Below are 23,610 nucleotides of genomic sequence, written 5' to 3' on the forward strand. Positions count from 1 at the left end.
TATAGGCGCGGTTTTCTGGACACAAAAAAAGGTTTTTTAAGAGCTATTCTTCTTAATACAAAGAGGAGAATAAAATGTCTAAAAAGCGAGCTTATTATACGGCGGCCAAGAAGGCAAAAATAACGCTAGCTGCGATTGAGGGGAAACTCACACAAGCGCAAATTACCAGTGAATACGGTGTTCACGCAACGCAGGTAAAAACTTGGAAGCAATCGGCCATCAAAGCCATTAACGATTTATTCTCTGGGGCTAATGAAAAAGAAGCCAAGTCCCAAGAGCAGCTTGTTGAGGCATTATATCAAGAAATTGGTCGACTTCAAGCGCAGCTATCTTGGCTAAAAAAAAAGCATGAACTTTAGTCTGGATGAAAAGCGCGTCATGATTGATCCTCTTGCCGAGCTCACCATTCGTGAACAATGCTTGCTATTAGACTTGCCTGTTTCAAGTTATTATTATAGTGCCAAGCCCATTTCTGTCGAAGATGAAGCGCTTATGGCGCTACTTGATGAGCACTATCTGCAGTATCCATGTGAAGGTAAAATTAAGCGGGCAAGATGGCTGTCAAAAGAAGTAGGCTATCCTGTTGGTAAACGTCGAGTAAAAAAGTTGATGGAAATGATGGGGTTATCGACTGTTTACCCAAAGCCAAATACAAGCGTTCCCAATAAGGAGCATGAGGTGTTCCCTTATTTATTAAAAGAGGTGGATATCACCAAACCAAATCAGGTTTGGGCCGCAGATATCACCTACATCCGCATGAAAGGAAAGCATGTGTATTTAGTAGCTATTATGGACTGGTATAGTCGTTATGTGATTGGATGGGCTATTTCACCTACTATGGAGGCTGAATTTTGTATTGAGGCGCTTAGAAACGCTTTGCTGCATTCGCGTTGTGAGATCTTTAACACGGATCAGGGTTCTCAATTTACCTCAAAAGATTGGATAAATACGCTAAAATCTCACCACATTTCTATCAGCATGGATGGGCGAGGACGTTATTTAGATAATATATTTATCGAGCGATTGTGGCGTAGTGTTAAGCAAGAAAAAATCTACCGGTATGATTTTGATACAATTGAAGAGGTTGAGCTGGCCTTAACGGAGTATTTTGAGTATTATAATAACCGAAGGCTTCACCAGTCCTTTAATTATTTAACGCCCGCAGAGGTGTATTATGGCCGGAAAAGACCATAAACCCTAAATGAGAGCGTCATGACTTACCCACAAGGCCCACAGGCCTATACGAGAAAGTGAAGCTCTCCTGACCTGTGGACTTGTGGATAAGTCATTCTGATAGAGTTGTGGTAAAATGACCTAAGACAATTCGTAGTAGCAATCACTATTCATACGGTATTGAGTAGGTTTAAATAGGTTAATTTGAGTGAATTTTTAACTATAAATGATGGATGAATAGCTCTTATTTTTCCTTAATTTTGTTCCAGACATGCGGACCCATATCAGATTACCTTAATTCCAATTGGCCTTATTGTCTTATATCTATTGATGAACAGAAATAATAAAGAGCAAGAATCCACCCTAATGGGAACTCAAGAAGAGTTTGAGCAAGTAAAAGTTAATTTTGATGATTTAATTACGATAATCAAGGGGATAGAATTCGCAGAGGATAGAAACGTTTCCGCCGAATATGAGCGGATGATTAGCGAATACCAAGAACTATGTACGAAGGCACTACAGGGTAGTTATGATGTTACAGCGTTAAAAGAAATTTATCATGAATTAGAGTGTTTCTACCAGGAATCAGTTGATTTATCACCAGTAATAAGCTAGAAAAGCACACTAATTCTCCAGCAGATGTTGATTCAATTTGCTGGAGGCACCTGTATTTTTGTTAATAAATTTTATTTGCCCATAGATATCTAAACGAATACAACACTACTTGTCTCTTCCTTTTGTTCTTTTATTTCATGAGTCAAAGCCTCTTCAATTTGTAAAATTTGAGTGTTCATTTTATTCTTTCCACCGAAAAACTCATAATTAAGTGCTGCTTCAGGATTTTTTTCAATAAACTGCTTAAGAAACTGAAGCTCGGTTAGACTGTCTTCATTGGTTAAATCTTCAGTATTTTTTTCGATACCCAATGCCTGATTAATACAAAATTTCAATTTTTCCATCCCAGGGTACTGTAATAATAAGGAGTAGCCACCGATAATAGTATGACAGGCTGTATCGGAACTGCATTTCTTCATCGCAGCCAGAAAACTATGGTGGTCCGCATTCTCAGTATTTGATTTGATAAAAGGTGTGTACAGTAAATCAAGAATTTTCTCTCTTGTTGATGCAGTTTTAATATGAGTAATCATATGAGACTCAATGGTTTCGATATTTACGAAATCAAAATCAGGGTGTTCCCTGGCAAAAATTCTATTCCATTCAAGAAGTGTCTGTTTGATTAGCTGATGCTCAGCCTCAACTTTGTCTGCCAAAGACTGAATAAAATCGATTGCCTTGAATTGTTTTAATACTGGAGCACCACTCATCTTATATTTATCAATAATTTCCTGTAAATGCGTTTCAAAATTGGGGTCTTCTACAGCAAAATGATGATATTTTTTAAAACGAGGTATTTGTTGTTCATCTTTTAATTTCATATTATCACGAAAAGTCTCTAGAGCCGTCACAATAGTAGTAACATCAAGGATAGCAAGATCTGTCTGCCTGTAGTCATAGGGCATCTGTTCAGGTAGTTGTAACGCAGCTCTGATGGCTAAAAATAACTTACAGCTTCTTGGGTCCCATGTATAGAATCTGGTACTCCAATTATCATATTCTTGCATCAATCTAAAATAGCGATGAAGTAAAGCGCCAAGCAAAAATAATGTACCTTTATTATTTTTTTCCTGATCTTTAAGTTTAAGGACTTCACGTAATTCATTGATTAGCAGATTAAATACCTCAAGCTGGGTTGCCCGGGCAGATTTACAATCTATTACCTGCTGGGTTCTTGCGATAAGTACTTCCAGGCTGTTTCGTTTTATAACTGCATCATCTACATCAGCTATTTTGTAACGTCCTAATAAAGTTGAGAGTGTAATATCCAAGTTACGAGTGTTTACCCTTACTGTTGAAAATCCTGGTGGGGTAAAAGCCATAGTTTCTCCTCCTAAGACACTGTGTTCATTCCCAATGTGCGCATTACTTCAGTACAAACTCCATACCAAGAGGAATCTTCTGTAAATTTCAAGTTACGAACTGTATGAATAACTACCTGAATTGTTGCACCTAATTGCTGGTTCAAATCAGCGTATATTGGTTGATGTTGATTCTCATAAATGAAGGAACAATATTGGCTCAATGCGTGTAAGCTTGCATCCACCATCATATCATCCATCTCTATTGGTGATTGTATTCCTAAATCCAGTTGAAATAACTCCACCAAAGGCTTATTCAAATAATAGGTAACTGGTGATTTATACTGAGACCATTTAATTAAATATATTCCAATAAGTACCTTTGTTTTAAACTCCTCAAACTCACTCTGATTTACTATAGAACATTTAGGTATTTTTTCAATATAACTTTGTAAGTATTTGTCATTAGTTTCTTCTAAACTATAAGCAATCTTACTAATAGTAGATGCATCATCTAAAGCACCACTGTTTGGAACAAATGTTGAAAAAAAACTGATACAGCTCTGTCGACTCATAAAACGCTGCGTTAATTTAGTATACAGATTCTGTGCGTTGTGCAGAAATTTGGCAAACTCTGGCATGGCGTCCTCCCCGCAGGCGTTCACCCGCAAAACTGCAGCGAGTAATTGGTCCTTATAAATTAAGGCACCTTCAATTTTTATATCAACCTATAAAAAATATTGCAACTATTAATTTAACTAATTGCTCAACTAATATTTCAAATTACTAATTCGTAAGCGTCAGGCTTTGTGCCGTTTTATCAATTGCCCAGAATAAAGGGGTGTATCCAAAGGCATCCTGAGCCGATAAATCTATAACCTCGCTCGCTATAAATCGTTTAAGTAAGTCAGGACTTTTACTTAAAACAGCAATGCCAAAGTAACTCCTATTGGTGAACACTTTTGGTGACTTTTTGCTTTTTCTATAGATTCAAGTATGGCGATGTTTTTAAATTTATCATTTAGATAATGGCCTCTGAACACGTCGTTGGCGTCAAACTTAAATTGCCCATACTCCCTGGTACCTATGTGTCTGTGATATTAATTTTTACGTATCAGATAAATCGTTTATCTATTGAATTTATTAATTGTTGATGAATACCATTAAAGCCTCTATTGCTCATCACCAAAACAGCGTCCCCATCCCTTACGGTGCTAGCAATTGCCTTTACTATTTCATCATTATTGCTGCAAATTTTATAAGGACAAGTCCATTGAGTCAGTGTATCTTGCAAATTAAAATCTTTAGGGTCTAATATGTAAGCACCATCAACCTGGGCAAGCGCATAAGCCATTTCTCTCGCATGAATTCCTGTACGCATGGTATAAGAAGCAAACTCCATTACCGCAAAAATACGTTGATGTCTTTTGCTTCTCTTTAACGCATCAATAGTTTTTGTAATGGCTGTAGGGTGGTGAGCAAAATCATCATATACAGTGATACCATGTCTCTTTGATTTCACTTCAAGACGACGTCTCACCGGTGTAAATCGCGCTAAAGCCTCAGCAGCCTGTTGTGGACTAACGCCAGCACGAACACTGGCAGCTATGGCTGCCAAGCCATTTTCTATATTAAAGCGACCAATCAAAGACCAATGAACCTGCGCAACTTCTCGTCCTAAATGCAAGACTTTAAAAGCTGAACCACTTTCTTCCAATAATTCTGCAGACCATTGTGCCGTTCCTGATAAAGCAAATTCCTCAATAGGTGAATATTCTCCCCAAGATAACACCTCATTTAGCGCCTTATCATCACGTGGTTTAATGGCTATACCTTTTCCAGGTATCGTTTTTAACAAATAATGGAATTGTTGTTGGATAGCAGGCAGATCAGAATAAATATCAGCATGATCAAACTCCAAATTATTTAATATAGCAATTTGTGGACGATAATGCATAAATTTGGGGCGCTTATCAAAAAAAGCACTATCATATTCATCGGCTTCGATAACAAACCACTCTCCCTTACCCAGACAGGCACTGGTATTAAAATCTGTAGCAACACCCCCTATTAAAAAGCCCGGATTTAGACCCGCTTGATTGAGTATCCAGGCAATCATAGAGGTGGTTGTGGTTTTACCATGCGTACCTGCCACAGCAATCACTTTATATTTATTTAAAATATGCTCCGCTAACCATTGAGGTCCAGAGGTGTAGTTTTTACCTGCCTCCATAACAGCTTCGAGTACGGGCATCCCTCTTTTAATTGCGTTGCCAACAATCACCAAATCCGCTTGTAAAGCCAGGGTTGCATCCTCATATCCTTCAGTCCATGATATCCCTTTAGCTGCAAGCAAATCACTTATTGGTGGATAGCAATTGGCATCACTTCCAGTAACCTTATAACCCGCGTCACGCGCAAGAAGAGCCAACGCGCTCATAAATGTTCCGCTCAATCCTAAAATATGTAAATGCATCATGATTTTATCGCCATAAAGAAACAGTTAAAATATTTACAGCAAGTACACCAAAAGCAGCCAATACAGATTGAATTGCTGAGGTGCTCAATGCATATTTATAAATATGCGCTGTGATAAAAAATTGCCACACTGATAAACCCAAAGTAACAAATAAATATATCACACCGATAAATAAAAAAAGCGGATTTTTTGAATGTATATGCGCTAAATAAGGATCAAACAAGAACAATGGACTTGCTATGCAATGAATAATGATACGAACGCAAAATAAACACGTCAAGGTTTGAACCAAGCGAGGAGTAAACCCTCTAACAAACAAGAGGATATACGTATAAAGAATATAAGACAAGATTAAACTACTGGAAGCTATCACGGTTATAGAGAAGTTATTGCCCAACACTCCATTTGAAAATCGCCACTGAATGATTAATATCAAAGCAAATATAATAGAACTCAACCCCAATAAAAACCGTGAATAAGGCGTATTTTCAGGGCTCTCTCTCAATAAACAAACGCGCCAATAGTAAACAATTATTTGCTTTATCATCTTAAATATTCATTTCTTGATAATTTTCTTTACTATAGTCAGTTGTTGAACAATGGGTTCTTTCCAGGGGCCAGAAATTTTATAGCTATAAGCACTGATTTTTTGCATACTCTGATTAATAATTTTATTGGCAACCCAAGCAGCGAGTCCTGCAACTGGTCCTCCAGCAATAGTAGCTACTATTGGTAGGCTAGCAGTAATATGCGGGGAAATACTTAAATTCAAATCGTACATTCTCCTGACTAAATCAAGATCTCCTTTCATGCTAGCATAAGCAACAGGGCCATCCAGATAACTATCCTGTGTACTCATGATGCCTTTCTTAATACTAAAATTCCCTTTAAAAATATCAAAGCTATATCCTTGATGAGAAAGATCACTAAAATCTAATTTTAGTCTTCTGGGTATCGTTTGCAAACTTAGAATACTCAATAATTTACCCAAACCCAGTTTTTCTTCTGTTTCAGGACTCAAATGAGTAATCCTGCCATTACGTAGCTGAAGAGACATCTCTCCAGTTAAGGTAGCAAGCGAGAAATCGTATAGTGTACCTTTCCAGCCACCACGAAACTCCAAATCGCCTTTTCCAGCATCTACTGCTGGAGTGATATGCCATCTCTCCAGGCTTTTTGCCAAATCTTTTAAGTGGAGTTTCAGTCGCATCTTTGTCTGGTTACTTTCACCCCTTTTGATCCAATCTCCCTCTATATTCAGTTGATAGACTGGTGAGTCTATCCTAAAGTAATTGATTAACCATCTCTCGGGAGTAGAGTGGCTTTTAAGGGTTACATTACCCACCTGGATCTCTCCGATAGATAAATTATCAATCCTTAAATTTAGATTGGGAATTTGTCCTGGATTGACGGGTGATGATGATTCACTCGACTCATCAGAATTGTCAATTTTATCTATATGTAGATATTTAGCAAAACCACTAAGAGTATTTGTTGGCTGGTTATAAATGAGATCCGCAGCAATCTTCTTTTGCTTAAGGTTCAAAGACCATTGTTTATTGGGAAGCAGTTTAGCTTTCATCGCAATGTTATCAAATTGTTGCTTCAAAAAAGTCAAATGACGCAGTTTTACATTTATTATTCTTAGTTTTTGGAAGAGTGAACTATTTGTTTGTTCTGTTGAGAATTGTTCATAAACCTTTTTCCATTCCTGTAAATTGAAACCGTCCAGAGATCCAACCAAAGCAAGGCCGGGCCTGTTTTGATTTAATGCCTGAGCACTACCCAACCGCAACTCCCCCGAGTGCAACTCTAAAGCTCCTGCCTTGTCTTGTAATAAAATATCGGCACTAAGACGACTGTTATAATTCGCTCTTAAACTGAGTGCCTTTGTGGCATTAAAATCTAAATTAACTTCCAATGGAACTGAATCATCACGAGTTTTTCCCAAAGGAGAAGGTAAGTTAATCGCTAATCCTTTCAAGGAGCTTTTTAGATTAATCTTATCCAAATCATCAGGATTTTCCGATATTTTTAAAACCGCATTTATAAAAAAAACTCCTTTAAACAAAGATAGGACGGGTAGATTAAACCTACTTTTTAGAGATTCAACACTGCACTCACCATCAACTGATATCAGGGTTGCAGGCTTTGGTGATATAACCGATTGTATTTTGAGATTTAATGGATAACCAAATGCTGTTGCCAGCAGAGCGCTATCAGTAACTCCATGCTCAGTAAAGGATAACTTTCCTGAGAAATCCTCAAGCGAAAGTTTGCTTAGTTGATGCTTAATCACAATAGAGTTATTTTTAAAAATCAGTTCGCCTTTAGCAAGATTGTCATCATTTTCAGGATATAAAGGAATTTCCAGGCGCAAATTTAATGAAAGCAAGCCCTTTATCGATAACATTTTTAAAGCACTTAATTTTTCACGTAAGGGAGAAGCTAAAATATAGTTCATCATTTTTTGTGCTGATCCATTTACAAGTCCATGTAGTAATAAATTTTCTTTATCCTTGCCTACATCATCAATACGCAAATTCATCTGTTTTACAAGCACGCCCTGGAAGTCAGCATTAATTATATCAATTTCAAGATTACGATTTTTAACTCTTATATATGCTTCTATGTCTTTAATTAATTGCCATTTTGAGTTAATCAAAAGAGAGCCCCCACTAGCATGACTGGTGATAGAGAACTCGCCATTTCTATTATCAAAAGGAAAATCTTTAGCGAAACCATTAATGACAACTCTACCGCTTGCTTGAGCAATACGCTTAACATCATTCTTTAACCAAAAATAGAGTTTTTCCTTAATTTGTTCTTTAGGAAGAAACTGCATCCATTGCTGTACATTTTTTGCAGAAAACTCGCTCACAAGACGAATATGGCCAAATGAATTGCGTGTCACCTGATCTACAGCACCCTGAATGCTTAAAGTTAACTCAGGCTGACTGAATACAAATCGATCAATACTAACTCGTAAGCCATCACTTAATTCTTTCCAGTCAACAGAGCCATTAAGAAGGGTCAAGTCCTGTCTGGGATATCCCTTTATCGCTATGGAAGTATTCTCAGAATCTAACTCTAAACGACCTTCCTCTGGTTGCCAATTTAAAACACCCGATAAATTATCTACATAAGGAATTTTATCTTGTGAATTCCATCCCAATTGATCAAAACGGGTTAAAATATAAATCGGTTGATTTTCTCTAATAAGCAATTGAATATCTGTCAAAGTACCATGCGCTTTTAGAGGTAATAAGTTTTGGATTACCGAAGGCCAGTTAATCGTCTGAGATAGTAAAGACTCAATGATGATGGACTTTACGAAAAGGCGGTAAGTTTGTTGTGTTTTGTCAAATTTAATTAATAATTGATTTTCAGGCCAAGTAACCCCTCCAATTCTCAACTTAATATGATCTGCATTAAACTGCCAACCTTTAACATCTGGTTTCCAGGATAAATTGGCGTAAAAATTTTGGATAATCTGATTATTCTTATTATTAAGTATATGCCATGCCAGTCGTTTAAATTTAACCTGAGCTTGAACCAACGACACAGCCCCTTTATTCAAATCCACCCATAAAGCAATATCTCCTTTTCCTCCTTCCATCCGTTCGGTTGCTTTAGGGAATACACTTTGCCACTGAGCAGGAACTATATGGTGAGCTAAGAAATATACCTGGCCTTTAGTCTTTTCCAGATGATAAGGGTCAAAACTCAAGTCACCCAATAATTTAAAAGAAGTACTATTAGTTTGTTCAAGCCTTGCATTCCCCTTTATTTTATAATTTCCACCTTTATTAATTACCGATATGTTAAGACCACTAACGGGAATTAACCCACCATCACTGAAATGAAAAAAAACAGATACATGCTTAATTATTACCCGTTCCTGTTGAGACAGCCAAAACAGGATTTTCTTACTCGTTTCGGGTGTCATCTCACTATCTTGCATAGAACTTGTCGAAATTCCATCGATATTCCAACGACCATTCTTCTCCCTTACTACTAAACGAAGATCATCGACATATAGAATTCCCGGCTGAATGTGCCAATTCCAAAGAGATTTGAATAAATTAATTCCTACTAACAATTTATCTAAATGCAGTGATTTTTTATCTCCATCACTTAGTGATACTTGCTTTAATTTCAGCACAGGATGAAACCAGTACCAACCGGTTTCCATAGTTTGAATAGTAACAGGCTGCCCCATAAGCTGAGTCAGATGAAGTTCTACCTCACCTTTATATTGCTTAGCCCAGGGTGTCAATGAGCGGAATAAGCTGGAAAAAACAGCCGCCAGAATAATCAGGATGGCTGCAGTTATCCATATTTTTTTTAATAATTTATTCACCGAAACTATTCGATTCATCATTCATGTTTTTACTATACCATTGCTTTTGCGCATACTCATCACTTTCTTTCTGATCCAAGCGCTGTAATTTGATTTGTTCTGCTTTTTTAACACGATCAATTAACTTAGTAACTCCCTCTTGAGAAGCCTTGAGCTGATTATAATTAAACTCTGCTTTGGATCTTATTTTAGCAAGCTGGGCCAAATGAGTATTCAAATCGATTAAGGCCGTGTCCATATGATTAATAAAATCGATGCGATTGCGCAAGCGCCCGACCAGACTGCCTTGATTCCCTAACACTTCCAATTGTTGCAAATAATCTTGTCGGTACGTAACTAATTGCTCGTGTCTTATTTTATTTTGGTTAAACTGTTCTTTTGCTTTCATCAAATCGATGTGAGCACGTTTTGTTTCTTCCTGTTTTATTTGGAGTAACTGAATTAAGCGTTCCAATCTTTGATTCATCCATTATTACCTAAAAAAGATGATGTTAGCTGGGACAGTAGCATGACGCTTTCCTCATGACTTACTCGCTCATTCATTCCTTGTACAAGGTAATCTCTAATTTGATCCCTGGCTATTATTGCCTTATCCAGGATGGGGTCACTTCCTTTAGCATAAGCGCCCAACAAGATTAAATCTTTATTTTTTTCATAAAGAGATAAATATTTTTTAAACAGCATCATTGCTTTCATCTGTGGCTCAGACACGATTGTTTGCATGACGCGACTGATTGAGGCCTCAATATCAATTGCTGGAAATTGCCCTTCCTCAGCAAGCGATCTGCTTAATACTATATGACCGTCTAAAATAGCGCGAGCAGCATCTGCTATAGGATCTTGCAAATCATCTCCTTCTGTCAAAACAGTATAAAAAGCAGTAATTGATCCGGTACCTGGTTTACCGTTACCGGCTCTCTCCACCAACTTCGGTAGTTTTGCAAATACGGAAGGGGGATAACCTTTGGTAGCTGGAGCTTCGCCAATAGACAATGCAATTTCTCTTTGTGCCTGAGCAAAACGAGTCAGGGAGTCCATTAACAACAGAACATGTTTCCCCTGATCTCGAAAATACTCTGCAATGCTTGTAGCTACTTTCGCCCCATGCAAACGCATTAATGGGCTTTCATCAGCGGGAGCAGCAACAATAACAGCCCGTTTCAACCCCTCTTCCCCTAAACTACATTCTATAAATTCTTTTACTTCTCGTCCTCGTTCACCAATTAAACCAACTACAACAATATCCGCTTCTGTAAAACGAGTCATCATTCCAAGCAATACAGATTTACCCACACCACTCCCAGCAAACAGGCCTATACGCTGACCGCGGCCAATAGTTAATAAACCATTTATAGCACGCACTCCCACATCCAATTGAGTATCTATCGCTGCTCTTTTTAAAGGATTAATTGTAGGAACTATGAGTGGATAAGTATCAATTAATTCAATTGAAGGCCCATCATCTATTATAGTTCCCGACCCATTTAGTACTCGACCTAATAATTGAGGACCAACGCCAATTTGAGCTACTCTCCCGGTAGGTACTACAATCATTCCAGGAGCAATACCTTGGATATTGCCTAACGACATTAAGTAAACGCTGTCATTGCTAAATCCTACTACTTCGGCTTCAATAGAATGTGATTCATTTACATTGACTAAACAACGAGCTCCCACAGGTTGATTAAAACCCTTAGCTTCAATGGTTAATCCTATAGCCCTGCTAATTTTACCGCAATGTAATAATCCATAATGCTGATGGTTACAAACCTCATTTAAAACTTTAAAGAGTTTTGATTTATAAATGCTCATCTCTTTTAATCCAGAGACTTGGGCTGAGCTAAAGGATTAATTTTAGCTATGTATTTTGCAAACAGAGTAGTGAAGCGAGTCTGTATTCGACCATCTAATTCTGTATGATCACCTTTTAAATAAAAATCTCCTCTGCTCAACGATGGATCTGCTACTAAAGACTCATGTAATCCTGGTATTTCTTTCTCATCCATTTCTGTTTTAATCCAATCCACATCCAATGGATGCATGGCTAATAATTTATTACCTCGCAATGAAGGCAGTTCTCCCTTAATTTCCTGAAACAAATCACATAATTTCTCTGGATTAACTGATAACTCAATACCGATACAGTGCTGGCTTAGCCAAATCATTGTCTGAACTACCTCTTGGATTAGTTGATCATCCATAAGTTGTATCGGTTTTTGTAACAGTTCTATCCACTTCACTAATTCAGTTTTTAATGCATCTATATCTGCTTGCGCTTGCTGGATTCCCTCTGCATACCCTTTCTCCATAGCCTCTTGTCTCAAGCGACTGCATTCATTAATGAATTCTTCCTCAGGATTAATTGTCGGCAATTCTTCTCCTTTAGCACTTCGACATTCCCAAACACTAAATTCGCTATTTTTACCGTCATTTTTATAAGGTTCAAATTCATTTGACATGTTTACTTACCCTTTATGGCTAGTCACCGTTCACAATTAATCAAGCTGTCTTGTAGACTCAATTACGAGGAAAAAGTATATTTTCCGGGAACTCTCATCTGTTCGAGAGGACATTTTCAAAACGTTAAATCATCTCATCACCACCCTTCGATCCTAAAGCTATCTTGCCATCTTCAGCGAGACTTCTTGCTATAGATAAAATATCTTTTTGCGCCCGCTCCACATCACTTACCTTAACTGGACCCTGTACCTCTATATCATCACGTAGGATATCTGCGGCTCTTTTAGACATGTTGGAAAATATTTTTTCTTTGGTCGTTTCAGTTGTACCTTTTAAAGCTATTTTTAGCTGTTCTGAGGTTACGTCACGTAGCAAAGTCTGGACACTTCTATCGTCCATATCGGTTAGATTTTCAAATACAAACATTTTGTCCCGAATTTTATCACTTAACTCTTCGTCCCAATCTTTAATTTTTTCAAGAACCTCCTCTTCCATTGCCCCATCAAGAAAGTTAATCACATCTGCAACACTCTTAATTCCTCCAACGGAGGCTGTCTTAGCTACTTTTTGACCACTTAATTGTTTTTCAATTACTTGTCCCAGCTGTGTGATAGCTTCTGGTTTTACCGTATCAATATTACACATACGTAATAATACTTCGGCACGTTTTTCCGCACTAAAGTAACTGACTACCTCGGCTGACTGCTCACTATCAAGGTGAATCAATATAGTGGCTATAATTTGGGGGTGTTCATTACGAATGACATCGGCGATTAAGCGACCATCTAGCCATTTTAGTCTGTTTAGACCACTGTCTTTATCCGAAACCAGAATTCTATCGATAAAAGGAATAGCTTTTTCTTCACCTAGCGCCTCAATCAAAATCGTACGCAAATAATCCTCAGCGTCTACTGTTAAGCTGGTCTGATCATCAATTGCACTGATAAAATCAACCAAAACATTTTGCATTTTTGCCTTACTCACCGAACTCATAGTCGACATGGCCATGCCTACTTTTTGAACTTGTCTGGGCTCCAAGTGTTTTAATACCTCTGAGGCATTTTTTTCACCCATACTTAGTAATAAAATAGCTGCCCGTTCTATTCCGTCCATCTTTATCCCCGATCAACCCACGTTTTAACTACTTGAGCTACACGCTTTGGTTCTTTATCTACTACTTGACGTAATAAAGTTAGTTGAGATTCATAATCATGAACATCTTTTAGCGATAACTTACCATCAAAACTTAACTCATTCGGCGAACGTTCAGCATCATTAGAGTCTTCCTTCTTATTGCTGGCCAGTGTTTTAAGCATCGGCCGCAACACCCCGAATATCAATGCGAGGATAAATAGAGCTCCACCGGTCTGTTTTACTATTGACCAGAAGCTGTCCTTTTGCCAAAACCGTTCTGCAGGTAATGGCTCAATAGGATCAGGCTTAATAAAACTGCTATTTATTACATTTAAACTGTCACCACGCTTGCCATCTAATCCAATAGCATCTGAAACCAGGGCTTTTAATTGATCTATTTCTTTGGAAGTTAAGGGTTTTTTCTCAAGTTTTTTGGTTTTAGGATTCATTATCGCCCGATTATCAACCAAAACAGCCACAGAAAGTCGCTTAATGGTACCTGGCTGATTTTTTGTATGACTGACAGTTTTATCCAATTCGAAATTTTTAGTACTTTGTGTGCGGACGTCCTGAGCCTCACTTTGATCTGCTGTAGTTTGTGGTGGTGTATTCTGTTCGCCTTTGGGTGCTATATTTTTCTCTCCAAGACTAGGATTGGGTTGAGGTGTATTAGTTAAAGTACCCGGAACTCCACTTGCATTATTACTTGCATTGCGCTTTTCTTCCATCATTTGCTCACTACGCAAAGAAGGCAATTCAGGATTAAACATTTCCTGAGTCTGTTCATAACTTGTAAAATCAATATCAGCCGAGACTTTTGCTCTTACTCGACCATAGCCTATCATAGGAGTTAATATATCTTGAATTTTCTGAGCATACTGATGCTCCAGAGTTTGACGATAGTCAAGAAACCGTTCGGTATCTGAAAATAAAGTTTGTCCGCCACCTTCATTCAATAATTGACCATCCTGATCTACCACAGTGACTCGGCTTGCACTTAAATTCGGGATACTGGATGCAACTAAATTGATAATAGCCGCAATGGTATGTTTTTTAAGCTCCACACCTGAGTAAACATCAATAAACACCGATGCGCTGGGTTCATGAGCATCTCTGACAAAGGCCGACTCCCTGGGAATTGCCAGATGAACTCTGGCTGATTTGATATCATTAAATTTGCTAATTGTGCGAACCAACTCGGACTCCAATGCTTGTTTGTAACGAGCATTTTCCATAAACTGGCTGGTATTAAAAGTCCCTCCTCCGCCAAAAACCTCTTCATTTCCATTCGATTCACGAGGCAAACCTGCAGCAGCTAATTTAAGCCGAGCACTTTGCAAACTATCTGCAGGAACCATTAACATGCCATTATTTTTGTCAATCCTGAAATCAATACCACTGCGCTCAAGAACAGTGACTACATCCGATGAATCACGTGCATTCATTTGACTGTATAAGGGAATATAGCTTGGATCACGAGACCATAATACCACTGCCAAACCAATGGCTATACTAGCGGCCAATCCAAATAATAAGCCAATTTGGCGAGGTATCGATAAGCTTGCAAATTTTGCTGCTGCTGTTGAAGCATTATCAGCCAATGCCATCGTAAACTCCTGTAATATTTATCCTGTGCTTAATAGAATCTATATTATAAAAATAGATTAATTCATGAAACTGAAAATTAAACTATAATGGGAGATTCATAATATCCTGATATGCTTGCACCACCTTATTCCTTACTCTTAACGTAGCTTCAAATCCCAAATTGGATTTTTGACCGGCTATCATCACCTCACCCAAGCTTATGCCAGGATCACCCATTTCAAAACGAGTTTTCAATGAATCTGAGGTTTGAGTCAGGTCATTTACCTGGTTCAATGCTTGTTGGAAAACCAGACTGAATGGTGCCTGATTTGATCCAGCTTCAACCTTGGAGCCTTCTGCCTGAGCAGCCATAGTACGCATCTGATTAATTAAATTAACCGTATTAATCTCGCCCATTTCCTTATTCCTCTCGTTTCCATATTAAATTAACTGAGCATCAATCTGGTTGCTATGAATCATTGTTCTTAAACATGAATTAAATAATTAAATCACGGAAACAACAACTAATATACTGATTCTTAATAATTTTTATTAGGACCTTCTTGTAAAATTTATCTTTGTACCATACGTACCGCAACGTGATCGCGACATCCTGAATCTCGCTCCAAACAATAAGCAGTGTTCACGGAGAAAGTAAAATACTAACAATCTTAAAAAAAGCTAAATATCTACACGAGTAATCGAGCAGATTTATCATCAAATAGAGTTCTACACAACATACCCTTCTTCACGCATTTTAGCCAGCTTATAACGTAAAGTTCGTTCACTAACACCCAATAAAGCAGCAACCTGTTGTCTATTTCCCTCATGCTCTAGCAGCGTTTTCTCTATCAATTCAAATTCATGAATTTGTAAATTTTTGCTGTTAGCCGCAGCAGTTGTTTCAGGAGTCATGGTTGAGGTTAATGACAACTGCAAATGTTCTGCCTCAATAATTCCCTGACTTTGCAAAACTAACGCCCTTTGAACCACATTATCGAGTTCACGTGCATTACCCGGCCATGGATACGCCAACATTAATTTTTGTGCAGTAGAACTAATTACTGGCACCACAGGTTGTTTATGGTGACAATGCTTACGAATCAAATAATTGGCCAAAGGGATGATGTCATTTTTTCTTTCTCGCAAAGGATGCCATTGTAAGGGGAAAATATTCAATCTATAGAACAAATCCTCTCTAAAACGACCCGCCTGAACTTCATCCTTTAGCTGCCTGTTTGTTGTCGCAAGGATACGAACATCCAAACTAATCACTTTATTAGCTCCAATACGCTCCACTTCTTTTTCCTGCAGAACTCGCAGCAACTTGGCTTGCAGACTTAAAGTCATCTCACTTACTTCATCTAAGAGTAATGTTCCACCCTGAGCTTGTTCAAACTTACCTGCTGTTGATTTATAGGCGCCCGTAAACGACCCTTTTTCATAACCAAACAAAGTAGCTTCCAGCATTTGTTCTGGAATAGCAGCACAATTAATCGCGACAAATGGTTGTTTTTTTCGTGGTGAATGATCATGAATGAAATGAGCCAACACTTCTTTACCTGTTCCACTTTCACCACTAATCATGACACCCACATCAGATTGCGCCACCTTCAGCGCCATAGTTAATAAGGCCTGACTTTTAGGATCTTGAGCGATCGGGTCTCCACTCTCATCATCTAATTCAATTTTGATGTATTGATTGACTTTTTCAGTTAAAATTTGTGCACTGAACGGTTTTTGTAAATAATCGACAGCTCCATGACGTATGGCCACAACAGCATCTTCGACTGAACCAAAGGCAGTCATTAAAATAACGGGCAAACCAGGTCGTTTTTTTTGAATTTCATTTAATAACTGGTTTCCATCTAACTGATCCATTCGAATGTCTGTTAATACTACAGCCGGATTATGTATATCCAGAAGAACCAAGGCTTCCTTACCATCTTTAGCGGTAATGTATGTATGGCCAGCAATAGTCATCGTTTCAGCCAGCGCTTCTCTCAATACTGGATCATCTTCAACAATTAAAACATGGCTCATAGAAAATCCCTTATTTTATATTATCGTTTGCGTTTATTCTCGCCAGGTAAATAAATATTTACCTGAGTCCCGACTCCCTCAGTAGATTCCATGTGTACCCTTCCTCCGTGGGCTTTGACCACAGCAAAAACTACCGCCAAACCTAAACCGGTTCCCTGAGCTTTAGTTGTATAAAATGGTGAAAATGCTTGCGCTTTTACATCCTCTGGCATACCTTTACCATTATCCTCTACTAATATTTGTATACCTGAATCATCTATAGATGCAAGTGTTAAATATATTTCTGTTGCTTCAGACTGTAATGCATTGATCACTAGATTTAAAACAGCTCCTATTAATGACTCACCGTGTATCGATGCCTCGCGGGTTTTCAGCAGATTATTCAACTTGAATAAGGCGGAATAAGATTCTGCATAGGGTTGAGCTCGTTGTATCAATTGAGAGCACCAATATTCAATATTGATAAATTTAGGTTCTATTGAAGTCCCTCTTGCAAATAATAATAGATCCTGAATTTGTTGTTCAATACTGGCATGACATTCTTGCAACCTGTGAATCCAATTCTCAATCCGAATGTCTAGGTTAGGAAGATTATTCAAATGTTCTGTATACAAAATAGCAGAAGACAGAGGTGTTCTGATTTGGTGAGCCAATTGCGCAGTCATCGTTCCAATTGAAACCAACCGTTTCTCATTTTCTTTAGCTTTCTCATAATCTCTGGTGGCGGTAATATCAGATAAAGTAATTAAAATACCAGGTAAACTATCTAAAGAGGAAATGGCTACATGTACTCGGCGTCCATCAGCTAAAGATACTTCATGCCCATCATCATCTCTGGGTACAAAAGCGCTTTGAATCACATCCAACCATAAAACATCGATCAATCCATATCCAAGCATGGCTTCAGCACTTGGATTTAACCAAACAATACGCCCTCTCGCATTTAAGATCACTAAAGCATTAGGCAAGCTGGATAAAATATCCCACTCTGATAATTCAATCTGAGGCTTCACAGCGCATGTCAGGTAGGTAGAATAATGCATTAATAGCTTTAATTTTTAATAAGGTATCTCTTGACTCTAGCAAACTTTAGGCCAAAATCAAAATGTGATTAAAATCATATGATTAATTTAAAGTTTATTTGATCTTCCCAATGCATTTTACTCTCTATTTTTCCGTTGGTTGATTTACCGTGAACCTAAGGGACACCTGCCCCGATCCAGAGTCTATATTACCGTGTTGATGCTTTTAACGTTGTCATTTGCATGGCCGCCATTTCAACATTGGCGTTTTGAACGTTTTTTGTCCGACATTGCGCGTCAATTAGCTGACAATCCTGCTGTAAAAGTGCATTGCAACACCTTATTTGACACTTTATTCGATGAAGGCGTGGGGTTGCAGGTCATGCAGATCCCAAAACGGGGTATATTGTCATCCAATATCCACGATGCTCCACATTGATGGACTATATTCTATATTGCCCATCCCTATCGGGCAAATAAGCAAGAAATCATCACACGAAACATACTCACTCATGAGAGTATGCATGCACGAGGAGAATACAATGAAGCCAAGACCGAATGCCAGGCAGTGCAGCGGAACTATCGCACAGCAAAACTACTCGGTGCTTCCGATAGCATTGCGAAAAAAAATGTCCTTGATTATTACAAAGACTACTACCTGATGCGGAATGACTCCTATTTCTCCAAAGAATGTGCTCCAGGTAAAACTATGGACGAGGATTTGAGTGATTCAACAGGGAATCAATAAAATTGGGGATACACCATTTCGGATGCGGTTTATCCCGGAATACTGAAAATTTACTGTTCCTTATCTAATGTTCTTAAAAAAGCGAGCTTTTCTGCGATTTTTTTTTCTAAGCCGCGGTTTACTGGTTGATACCAGCCAGGATCTGAAATTCCTTCGGGTAGATAAGACTCCCCGGCTGCATAGCCATGCGGTTCATCATGAGCATAACGATACTCATGACCATGTCCTAATTGTTTCATTAAACGTGTAGGTGCATTACGCAGATGAATGGGCACCTCTCTGGATTTATCTTTTTTAACAAAGTCCATCACCTGATTAAACGCCTTATAACCCGCATTACTTTTAGCAGCAATAGCAAGATAGATAACAGCCTGTGCCAATGCCAGTTCACCCTCTGGGGAACCAAGTCGCTCATAGGTTGAAGCCGCCTCATTAGCAATTTGCATTCCTCTTGGGTCAGCTAACCCGATATCCTCCCAGGACATTCTTACAATGCGTCTGGCCAAATAATGCGGGTCAACCCCGCCATCCAACATACGACATAACCAATAAAGAGCGGCATCAGGATCAGATCCGCGTACGGATTTATGTAAGGCAGAAATTTGATCATAAAAATGATCGCCTCCCTTATCAAATCGTCTGGCATTGGGGGCTAAAGCATTATTTACCAACTCTTTAGTAACACGGGGTACCTGCATTGCAGTGCATGCGGTTTTTACTTGCTCTAATAAATTGAGTAGTCTCCTGGCATCTCCATCAGAACAGGCAATGATGATTTCCAGAGCCTCTTCATCAAATTGAAGATCGGAGAGCACCTCCCTTTGTGCCCTCTGAAATAGTTGATTTAATTCCTCATCGGTCAATGACTTTAAAACATAGACTTGAGCACGAGATAATAATGCAGAGTTAACTTCAAAAGAGGGATTTTCGGTGGTAGCTCCGATAAAAGTAATCAGACCAGATTCTGTATAAGGTAATAAAGCATCTTGCTGTGCTTTATTAAAGCGATGAATTTCATCGATAAACAATATAGTTTGTTTTCCATAAGTTAAATTATTCTGAGCCATTTCCATCGCAGCACGTATCTCTTTCACTCCTGAGAAAACGGCAGATAAAGCTATCCATTCACAATCAAAAGCTTCTGCAGTTAATCGGGCTATAGTGGTTTTCCCAACTCCTGGAGGCCCCCAAAGAATCATTGAATGCAGCTTGCGCCCCACAAAACTAAGCCGTAATGGTTTACCTTCCCCCAATAAATGATTTTGACCTATCACCTCATCAATATGTTTAGGTCTTAGAAATTCAGCTAAAGGAGGAATAGGATCTTTTTTAAATAAGCTCATTGGATAGCTACTCAACAGTGTACGATATGCGAATCCGGCAAACATCAGCTCGAATATTGAGAGAAATCTCTTGACACTGGCATAGTGCCTGCATTTGGAGATCCTTCACTACGTTCAGGATGACGAATACCCAACCAAATCATTCAACAAGCACCCTCTTGAAGAATGGCCAGATTTGAGTGCAGGTTGAGCGAAAATGACTTGGGAAAAGCGCAGCATACACCAAGTATGTGAGCATTTTCCCAAGTCATTTTCGCTCAAGATGCGCCAAATATGGCCTATTCTTTCATTGTTTTACTATGTCGACCCCTTTCGGTGGCTTAAACTGAAACAATTTTTTAGCCAGTTTGGGATTTGATTTGATTTGATTTAATTTTACTGTGGTAATTTGACCCAGTTGATCATGCAACTCCAGGCCAGTTAAATTATCTGCAATAAATATAAGCTTGATGCGCTGAAAATTAGCTTTAGATGACTTTGATTTCAGATTAAAGGTAATTGTTTTTCCTTCGTCCCGTTGAGTTACATCAAAATCTCTAGCCACTGTGTCATCATAACCACTTAAAAATAAAGCAGCTGTTCCACCTAAACCTTTTTCCTGTTTTTTTACCGTAACCTGTTCTAAATCAACATCATAAACCCACATTTTTTTTCCATCAGCCACCACTAATTGTTCCATGGGCTGTTTGGTTTGCCAACGAAAACGACCTGGTATTTCTAATGCCATCGTACCTGACGAGCGCGATACTTCACGTTGTTTTGCTTTAACCACTTGTTTAAAATCAGCGGTCATGGCTCTTATTGAATTAAGTTTTGTCTGCAATAGTTCACCAGAGGTTTGACCAAATACACCACCAGAACAGGCCAATAGCAAACTCAAAAATATTTTTTTCATTATTATTCCTCAGTTACTGAAGTGACTAAAACATCTCTATAACCACCGTCTAAAGGTCCAACAATTCCTGTCCGCTCCATTTCTTCCACCATTCTTGCAGCACGATTATAACCAATTTTCAAACGTCTTTGGACGGAGGAAATACTTGCCTTGCGTGTCTGGACAACAAACTCCACTGCCTGATCATAGAGCGGATCATCATCTTCAGCCGTTGATTGCCCGTCTTCATCAAAACCACCCTCACCATCAGCTGTCAATTTTAAGATATCATCAATATAATCTGGTGCCCCCCTGGCTCGCCAATCATCAGCAATTCTATGTACTTCTTTATCATCAACGAAAGCGCCATGAACACGCAAAGGAGCACCACTACCTGGGGCCAAATACAACATATCGCCATGTCCAAGAAGCTGCTCAGCACCTTGTTGGTCAAGTATAGTTCGCGAATCGATTTTTGAGGAGACCTGAAAGGAAATACGGGTTGGAATATTCGATTTAATAAGGCCGGTCAGCACGTCCACCGAAGGTCTTTGCGTTGCTAATATCATATGAATTCCTGCTGCTCTGGCCTTTTGTGCGATACGGGCAATTAACTGCTCAACTTTCTTGCCAACCACCATCATCATATCTGCAAGCTCATCGATCACGACTACAACATAGGGTAAAGCTTGAAGTTCTGGAGCAGTTTCATCCATGGAGTCAACTGGTTTCCAAAGAGGATTAACCAAAGGTTCTCCACTGGCTATTCCTTCCGCTACTTTAGTATTATAACCGGCTAGATTCCTTACTCCCAATGAAGCCATCAATTTGTATCTTCTTTCCATCTCTTCGACACACCAACGCAGAGCACTGGCTGCTTCTTTCATATCAGTGACTACAGGAGTTAATAAATGCGGAATACCATCATAAACGGATAATTCAAGCATTTTAGGATCAACCATGATCAAACGAACCTGCTCGGGAGTAGCCTTAAACAGGATGCTTAGAATCATAGCATTGATGCCCACTGACTTGCCGGATCCAGTAGTTCCAGCTACCAGCAAATGAGGCATTTTAGCTAAATCAACAACCATTGGATGACCAGCAATATCTACGCCCAAAGCCAGGGTTAATGGGGAGTGAGCCTGTTGGTACACATCAGCAGATAAAACATCTGACAAACGTACAACTTCGCGAGACTGGTTAGGTAATTCGAGTCCAACTACTGTTTTTCCAGGAATTACTTCAACAACTCGAACAGAAATAACTGATAAAGAGCGAGCCAAATCTTTAGCCAAAGCAGTAAGTTTGCTCACTTTAACCCCCGCTGCTAACTGCAATTCAAATCGAGTAACCACAGGCCCTGGATGAACGGCCACAACATCAGCCTGGATCCCAAAATCCAATAAATGCTGCTCTACATCACGGGACACGTTTTCCAGCTCTTGATGCGTATAGCCTCCCATTGGCTTTCCTGGCTGCCCCTTATCCAACAAACTTAAGCCTGGCAAGGTCCCTGAAGTATTTAATCCAGAGCTATTTAATTTGGGAGGACGAATTTCTTTAGATTCTTTTGATGGTTTTATTGCTTCGGGTTTTGCTTCACTTTCAGCGATTAGGACAGGAGTCGTCCTTTCTTTTTCCTTTTCTTTTCTAGCTTTCAATAATCTCAGAGCAGCGTTCTCCGCGGTCTGTTCTGGAATCACTGAGGGAACTTGCGCACGAGACTTATAATACTCTATTCCTGCATTACCTGACTGAAACCCTTTTTTCAAAAGTGTATAGGCTCTGTTGAATCCCCAAAGAGTATAAAAACCGATTAATTCGATAGCCCTTACCCACGACAGGCCGGTTAACCAAGTGATACCGACTAAAAGCATCGCTAATAAAAGTAAAGTCGCACCATGTAAATTAAGCATTTGATACCATCCGTTGCTTACTGCCTGACCAATAATTCCACCAGCACTGTGAATTGAATTCAGCGCCTTAATTTGCGCTTCCAAGCTCAATAAACCGCAGCCCCCGGAAATCATCAGGATAAAACCTATTGTCCTGAGTACTAATACAGATTTATCAATCGTTTTTAACGAATGATAATCCTTCAAAATAGCCCATGCCACATAAACCACAACAACAGGCAACAAATAGGCAAAGTACCCAAAGGTAAAAAAGAGCGCATCAGCAAGATAAGCCCCCACTTGCCCACCAGAGTTAGCAATTCTAACCCCGGAACGTGAGGCATGAGACCAGCCCGGATCACTTACCTGATAGGTAAATAAAGACAACAGCACAAAAAGAGCACTTGATAAAATTAATATAAAACTGCCTTCGGTTAAGCGTCTTATAATGAAATTGGGCATGGTTTTTTGGGGAGTACCAGCCTGTTTTCCCGAATGTTGTTTTGCCATAGGTATTTTAATATGTTCGTTTTTGTCATAATATTTGCCATCTTAACACAAAACATAAGG

At 38.9% G+C, this 23,610-nt stretch carries 20 protein-coding genes; 4 read left to right on the plus strand and 16 right to left on the minus strand.

Annotation, left to right across the window (positions count from 1 at the left end):
- The first annotated feature begins 74 nt into the window (after positions 1-74).
- The 3 genes from HRS36_RS10680 (at position 75) to HRS36_RS10690 (ending at position 1,788) form a co-directional block, all read left to right on the plus strand.
- Positions 75-359 carry a transposase gene (locus tag HRS36_RS10680; protein ID WP_173235475.1) on the plus strand — a complete coding sequence of 95 codons (285 nt, stop codon included), beginning with the start codon at positions 75-77 and terminating at the stop codon, positions 357-359.
- Complete coding sequence (locus HRS36_RS10685) at positions 349-1,194, plus strand: IS3 family transposase (protein WP_173235473.1); 846 nt, start codon at positions 349-351, stop codon at positions 1,192-1,194. The genes HRS36_RS10680 and HRS36_RS10685 overlap by 11 nt, the downstream gene beginning before the upstream one ends.
- A 309-nt stretch (positions 1,195-1,503) precedes the next feature.
- On the plus strand, positions 1,504-1,788 hold the full coding sequence (locus HRS36_RS10690; RefSeq protein ID WP_173237301.1) for a hypothetical protein: 285 nt from the start codon (positions 1,504-1,506) through the stop codon (positions 1,786-1,788).
- A gap of 89 nt (positions 1,789-1,877) precedes the next feature.
- On the opposite strand, the gene HRS36_RS10695 is transcribed toward HRS36_RS10690, so the two are convergent.
- The 13 genes from HRS36_RS10695 to HRS36_RS10755 all read right to left on the minus strand — a co-directional run bounded on the left by HRS36_RS10695 (position 1,878) and on the right by HRS36_RS10755 (position 18,198).
- On the minus strand, positions 1,878-3,110 hold the full coding sequence (locus HRS36_RS10695; RefSeq protein ID WP_173237302.1) for a type IV secretion protein Dot: 1,233 nt from the start codon (positions 3,108-3,110) through the stop codon (positions 1,878-1,880).
- 11 nt (positions 3,111-3,121) lie between these two features.
- Positions 3,122-3,730 (minus strand): hypothetical protein, encoded by a 609-nt coding sequence (locus HRS36_RS10700; protein WP_173237303.1) that lies wholly within the window; start codon positions 3,728-3,730, stop codon positions 3,122-3,124.
- Positions 3,731-4,203: 473 nt separating this feature from the next.
- Complete coding sequence (mpl, locus tag HRS36_RS10705) at positions 4,204-5,571, minus strand: UDP-N-acetylmuramate:L-alanyl-gamma-D-glutamyl-meso-diaminopimelate ligase (protein WP_173238508.1); 1,368 nt, start codon at positions 5,569-5,571, stop codon at positions 4,204-4,206.
- Position 5,572: 1 nt separating this feature from the next.
- Entirely contained in the window at positions 5,573-6,115 is a 543-nt protein-coding gene (locus HRS36_RS10710; RefSeq protein WP_173237304.1) for a hypothetical protein, read from the minus strand.
- Positions 6,116-6,124: 9 nt separating this feature from the next.
- Positions 6,125-9,952, minus strand: a complete 3,828-nt coding sequence (locus tag HRS36_RS10715; protein WP_173237305.1) for a YhdP family protein — start codon at positions 9,950-9,952, stop codon at positions 6,125-6,127.
- Positions 9,924-10,397 carry a flagellar export protein FliJ gene (fliJ, locus tag HRS36_RS10720; RefSeq protein ID WP_173237306.1) on the minus strand — a complete coding sequence of 158 codons (474 nt, stop codon included), beginning with the start codon at positions 10,395-10,397 and terminating at the stop codon, positions 9,924-9,926. Before fliJ ends, HRS36_RS10715 begins: the two co-directional genes overlap by 29 nt.
- Positions 10,394-11,743, minus strand: coding sequence for a flagellar protein export ATPase FliI (gene fliI, locus HRS36_RS10725; RefSeq protein WP_173237307.1), 1,350 nt, complete (start codon positions 11,741-11,743; stop codon positions 10,394-10,396). Before fliI ends, fliJ begins: the two co-directional genes overlap by 4 nt.
- A gap of 5 nt (positions 11,744-11,748) precedes the next feature.
- A complete protein-coding gene (locus HRS36_RS10730) occupies positions 11,749-12,390 on the minus strand; it encodes a flagellar assembly protein FliH (RefSeq protein ID WP_173237308.1) in 642 nt (213 codons plus the stop codon).
- Positions 12,391-12,514: 124 nt separating this feature from the next.
- Positions 12,515-13,504: a flagellar motor switch protein FliG gene (gene fliG / locus HRS36_RS10735; RefSeq protein ID WP_173237309.1), complete on the minus strand. Its 990-nt coding sequence runs from the start codon at positions 13,502-13,504 to the stop codon at positions 12,515-12,517.
- Between the two features lie 2 nt (positions 13,505-13,506).
- Complete coding sequence (fliF, locus tag HRS36_RS10740; RefSeq protein ID WP_173237310.1) at positions 13,507-15,132, minus strand: flagellar basal-body MS-ring/collar protein FliF; 1,626 nt, start codon at positions 15,130-15,132, stop codon at positions 13,507-13,509.
- Positions 15,133-15,214: 82 nt separating this feature from the next.
- The gene (gene fliE, locus HRS36_RS10745; RefSeq protein WP_173237311.1) at positions 15,215-15,529 is read right to left on the minus strand and encodes a flagellar hook-basal body complex protein FliE; all 315 of its coding nucleotides are present in this window, start codon (positions 15,527-15,529) and stop codon (positions 15,215-15,217) included.
- A gap of 312 nt (positions 15,530-15,841) precedes the next feature.
- Positions 15,842-17,155 carry a sigma-54-dependent transcriptional regulator gene (locus HRS36_RS10750; RefSeq protein ID WP_173237312.1) on the minus strand — a complete coding sequence of 438 codons (1,314 nt, stop codon included), beginning with the start codon at positions 17,153-17,155 and terminating at the stop codon, positions 15,842-15,844.
- A 20-nt stretch (positions 17,156-17,175) separates the two neighbouring features.
- Positions 17,176-18,198, minus strand: coding sequence for a sensor histidine kinase (locus HRS36_RS10755; protein WP_173237313.1), 1,023 nt, complete (start codon positions 18,196-18,198; stop codon positions 17,176-17,178).
- A 499-nt stretch (positions 18,199-18,697) separates the two neighbouring features.
- Between HRS36_RS10755 and HRS36_RS18685 the strand changes: the two genes are divergently transcribed.
- Entirely contained in the window at positions 18,698-18,925 is a 228-nt protein-coding gene (locus tag HRS36_RS18685) for a hypothetical protein (RefSeq protein WP_226905456.1), read from the plus strand.
- Positions 18,926-18,975: 50 nt separating this feature from the next.
- On the opposite strand, the gene HRS36_RS10765 is transcribed toward HRS36_RS18685, so the two are convergent.
- The 3 genes from HRS36_RS10765 to HRS36_RS10775 form a co-directional block, all read right to left on the minus strand.
- On the minus strand, positions 18,976-20,268 hold the full coding sequence (locus HRS36_RS10765) for a replication-associated recombination protein A (RefSeq protein ID WP_173237314.1): 1,293 nt from the start codon (positions 20,266-20,268) through the stop codon (positions 18,976-18,978).
- Between the two features lie 286 nt (positions 20,269-20,554).
- Positions 20,555-21,163 (minus strand): outer membrane lipoprotein periplasmic chaperone LolA, encoded by a 609-nt coding sequence (gene lolA, locus HRS36_RS10770; protein ID WP_173237315.1) that lies wholly within the window; start codon positions 21,161-21,163, stop codon positions 20,555-20,557.
- Positions 21,164-21,165: 2 nt separating this feature from the next.
- Positions 21,166-23,550 (minus strand): DNA translocase FtsK, encoded by a 2,385-nt coding sequence (locus tag HRS36_RS10775; RefSeq protein ID WP_173237316.1) that lies wholly within the window; start codon positions 23,548-23,550, stop codon positions 21,166-21,168.
- Between the last annotated feature and the right edge of the window lie 60 nt (positions 23,551-23,610).

Origin of the sequence: Legionella antarctica, from assembly GCF_011764505.1 — a bacterium.
In the GTDB taxonomy this organism is placed as follows: Bacteria; Pseudomonadota; Gammaproteobacteria; order Legionellales; family Legionellaceae; genus Legionella; species Legionella antarctica.

Excerpts from the sequence above, each read along its gene's own strand:
- HRS36_RS10680 (WP_173235475.1), top strand. The coding sequence starts at position 75 with ATGTCTAAAAAGCGAGCTTATTATACGGCGGCCAAGAAGGCAAAAATA.
- HRS36_RS10700 (WP_173237303.1), bottom strand. The coding sequence starts at position 3,730 with ATGCCAGAGTTTGCCAAATTTCTGCACAACGCACAGAATCTGTATACT.
- HRS36_RS10775 (WP_173237316.1), bottom strand. The coding sequence starts at position 23,550 with ATGGCAAAACAACATTCGGGAAAACAGGCTGGTACTCCCCAAAAAACC.
- HRS36_RS10715 (WP_173237305.1), bottom strand. The coding sequence starts at position 9,952 with ATGATGAATCGAATAGTTTCGGTGAATAAATTATTAAAAAAAATATGG.
- fliI (WP_173237307.1), bottom strand. The coding sequence starts at position 11,743 with ATGAGCATTTATAAATCAAAACTCTTTAAAGTTTTAAATGAGGTTTGT.
- fliF (WP_173237310.1), bottom strand. The coding sequence starts at position 15,132 with ATGGCATTGGCTGATAATGCTTCAACAGCAGCAGCAAAATTTGCAAGC.
- HRS36_RS10755 (WP_173237313.1), bottom strand. The coding sequence starts at position 18,198 with ATGCATTATTCTACCTACCTGACATGCGCTGTGAAGCCTCAGATTGAA.
- fliJ (WP_173237306.1), bottom strand. The coding sequence starts at position 10,397 with ATGAATCAAAGATTGGAACGCTTAATTCAGTTACTCCAAATAAAACAG.
- HRS36_RS10690 (WP_173237301.1), top strand. The coding sequence starts at position 1,504 with ATGAACAGAAATAATAAAGAGCAAGAATCCACCCTAATGGGAACTCAA.
- HRS36_RS10695 (WP_173237302.1), bottom strand. The coding sequence starts at position 3,110 with ATGGCTTTTACCCCACCAGGATTTTCAACAGTAAGGGTAAACACTCGT.
- HRS36_RS10750 (WP_173237312.1), bottom strand. The coding sequence starts at position 17,155 with ATGAGCCATGTTTTAATTGTTGAAGATGATCCAGTATTGAGAGAAGCG.
- HRS36_RS10730 (WP_173237308.1), bottom strand. The coding sequence starts at position 12,390 with ATGTCAAATGAATTTGAACCTTATAAAAATGACGGTAAAAATAGCGAA.
- lolA (WP_173237315.1), bottom strand. The coding sequence starts at position 21,163 with ATGAAAAAAATATTTTTGAGTTTGCTATTGGCCTGTTCTGGTGGTGTA.
- fliE (WP_173237311.1), bottom strand. The coding sequence starts at position 15,529 with ATGGGCGAGATTAATACGGTTAATTTAATTAATCAGATGCGTACTATG.
- HRS36_RS10710 (WP_173237304.1), bottom strand. The coding sequence starts at position 6,115 with ATGATAAAGCAAATAATTGTTTACTATTGGCGCGTTTGTTTATTGAGA.
- HRS36_RS10765 (WP_173237314.1), bottom strand. The coding sequence starts at position 20,268 with ATGAGCTTATTTAAAAAAGATCCTATTCCTCCTTTAGCTGAATTTCTA.
- HRS36_RS10685 (WP_173235473.1), top strand. The coding sequence starts at position 349 with ATGAACTTTAGTCTGGATGAAAAGCGCGTCATGATTGATCCTCTTGCC.
- fliG (WP_173237309.1), bottom strand. The coding sequence starts at position 13,504 with ATGGACGGAATAGAACGGGCAGCTATTTTATTACTAAGTATGGGTGAA.
- HRS36_RS18685 (WP_226905456.1), top strand. The coding sequence starts at position 18,698 with ATGCATGCACGAGGAGAATACAATGAAGCCAAGACCGAATGCCAGGCA.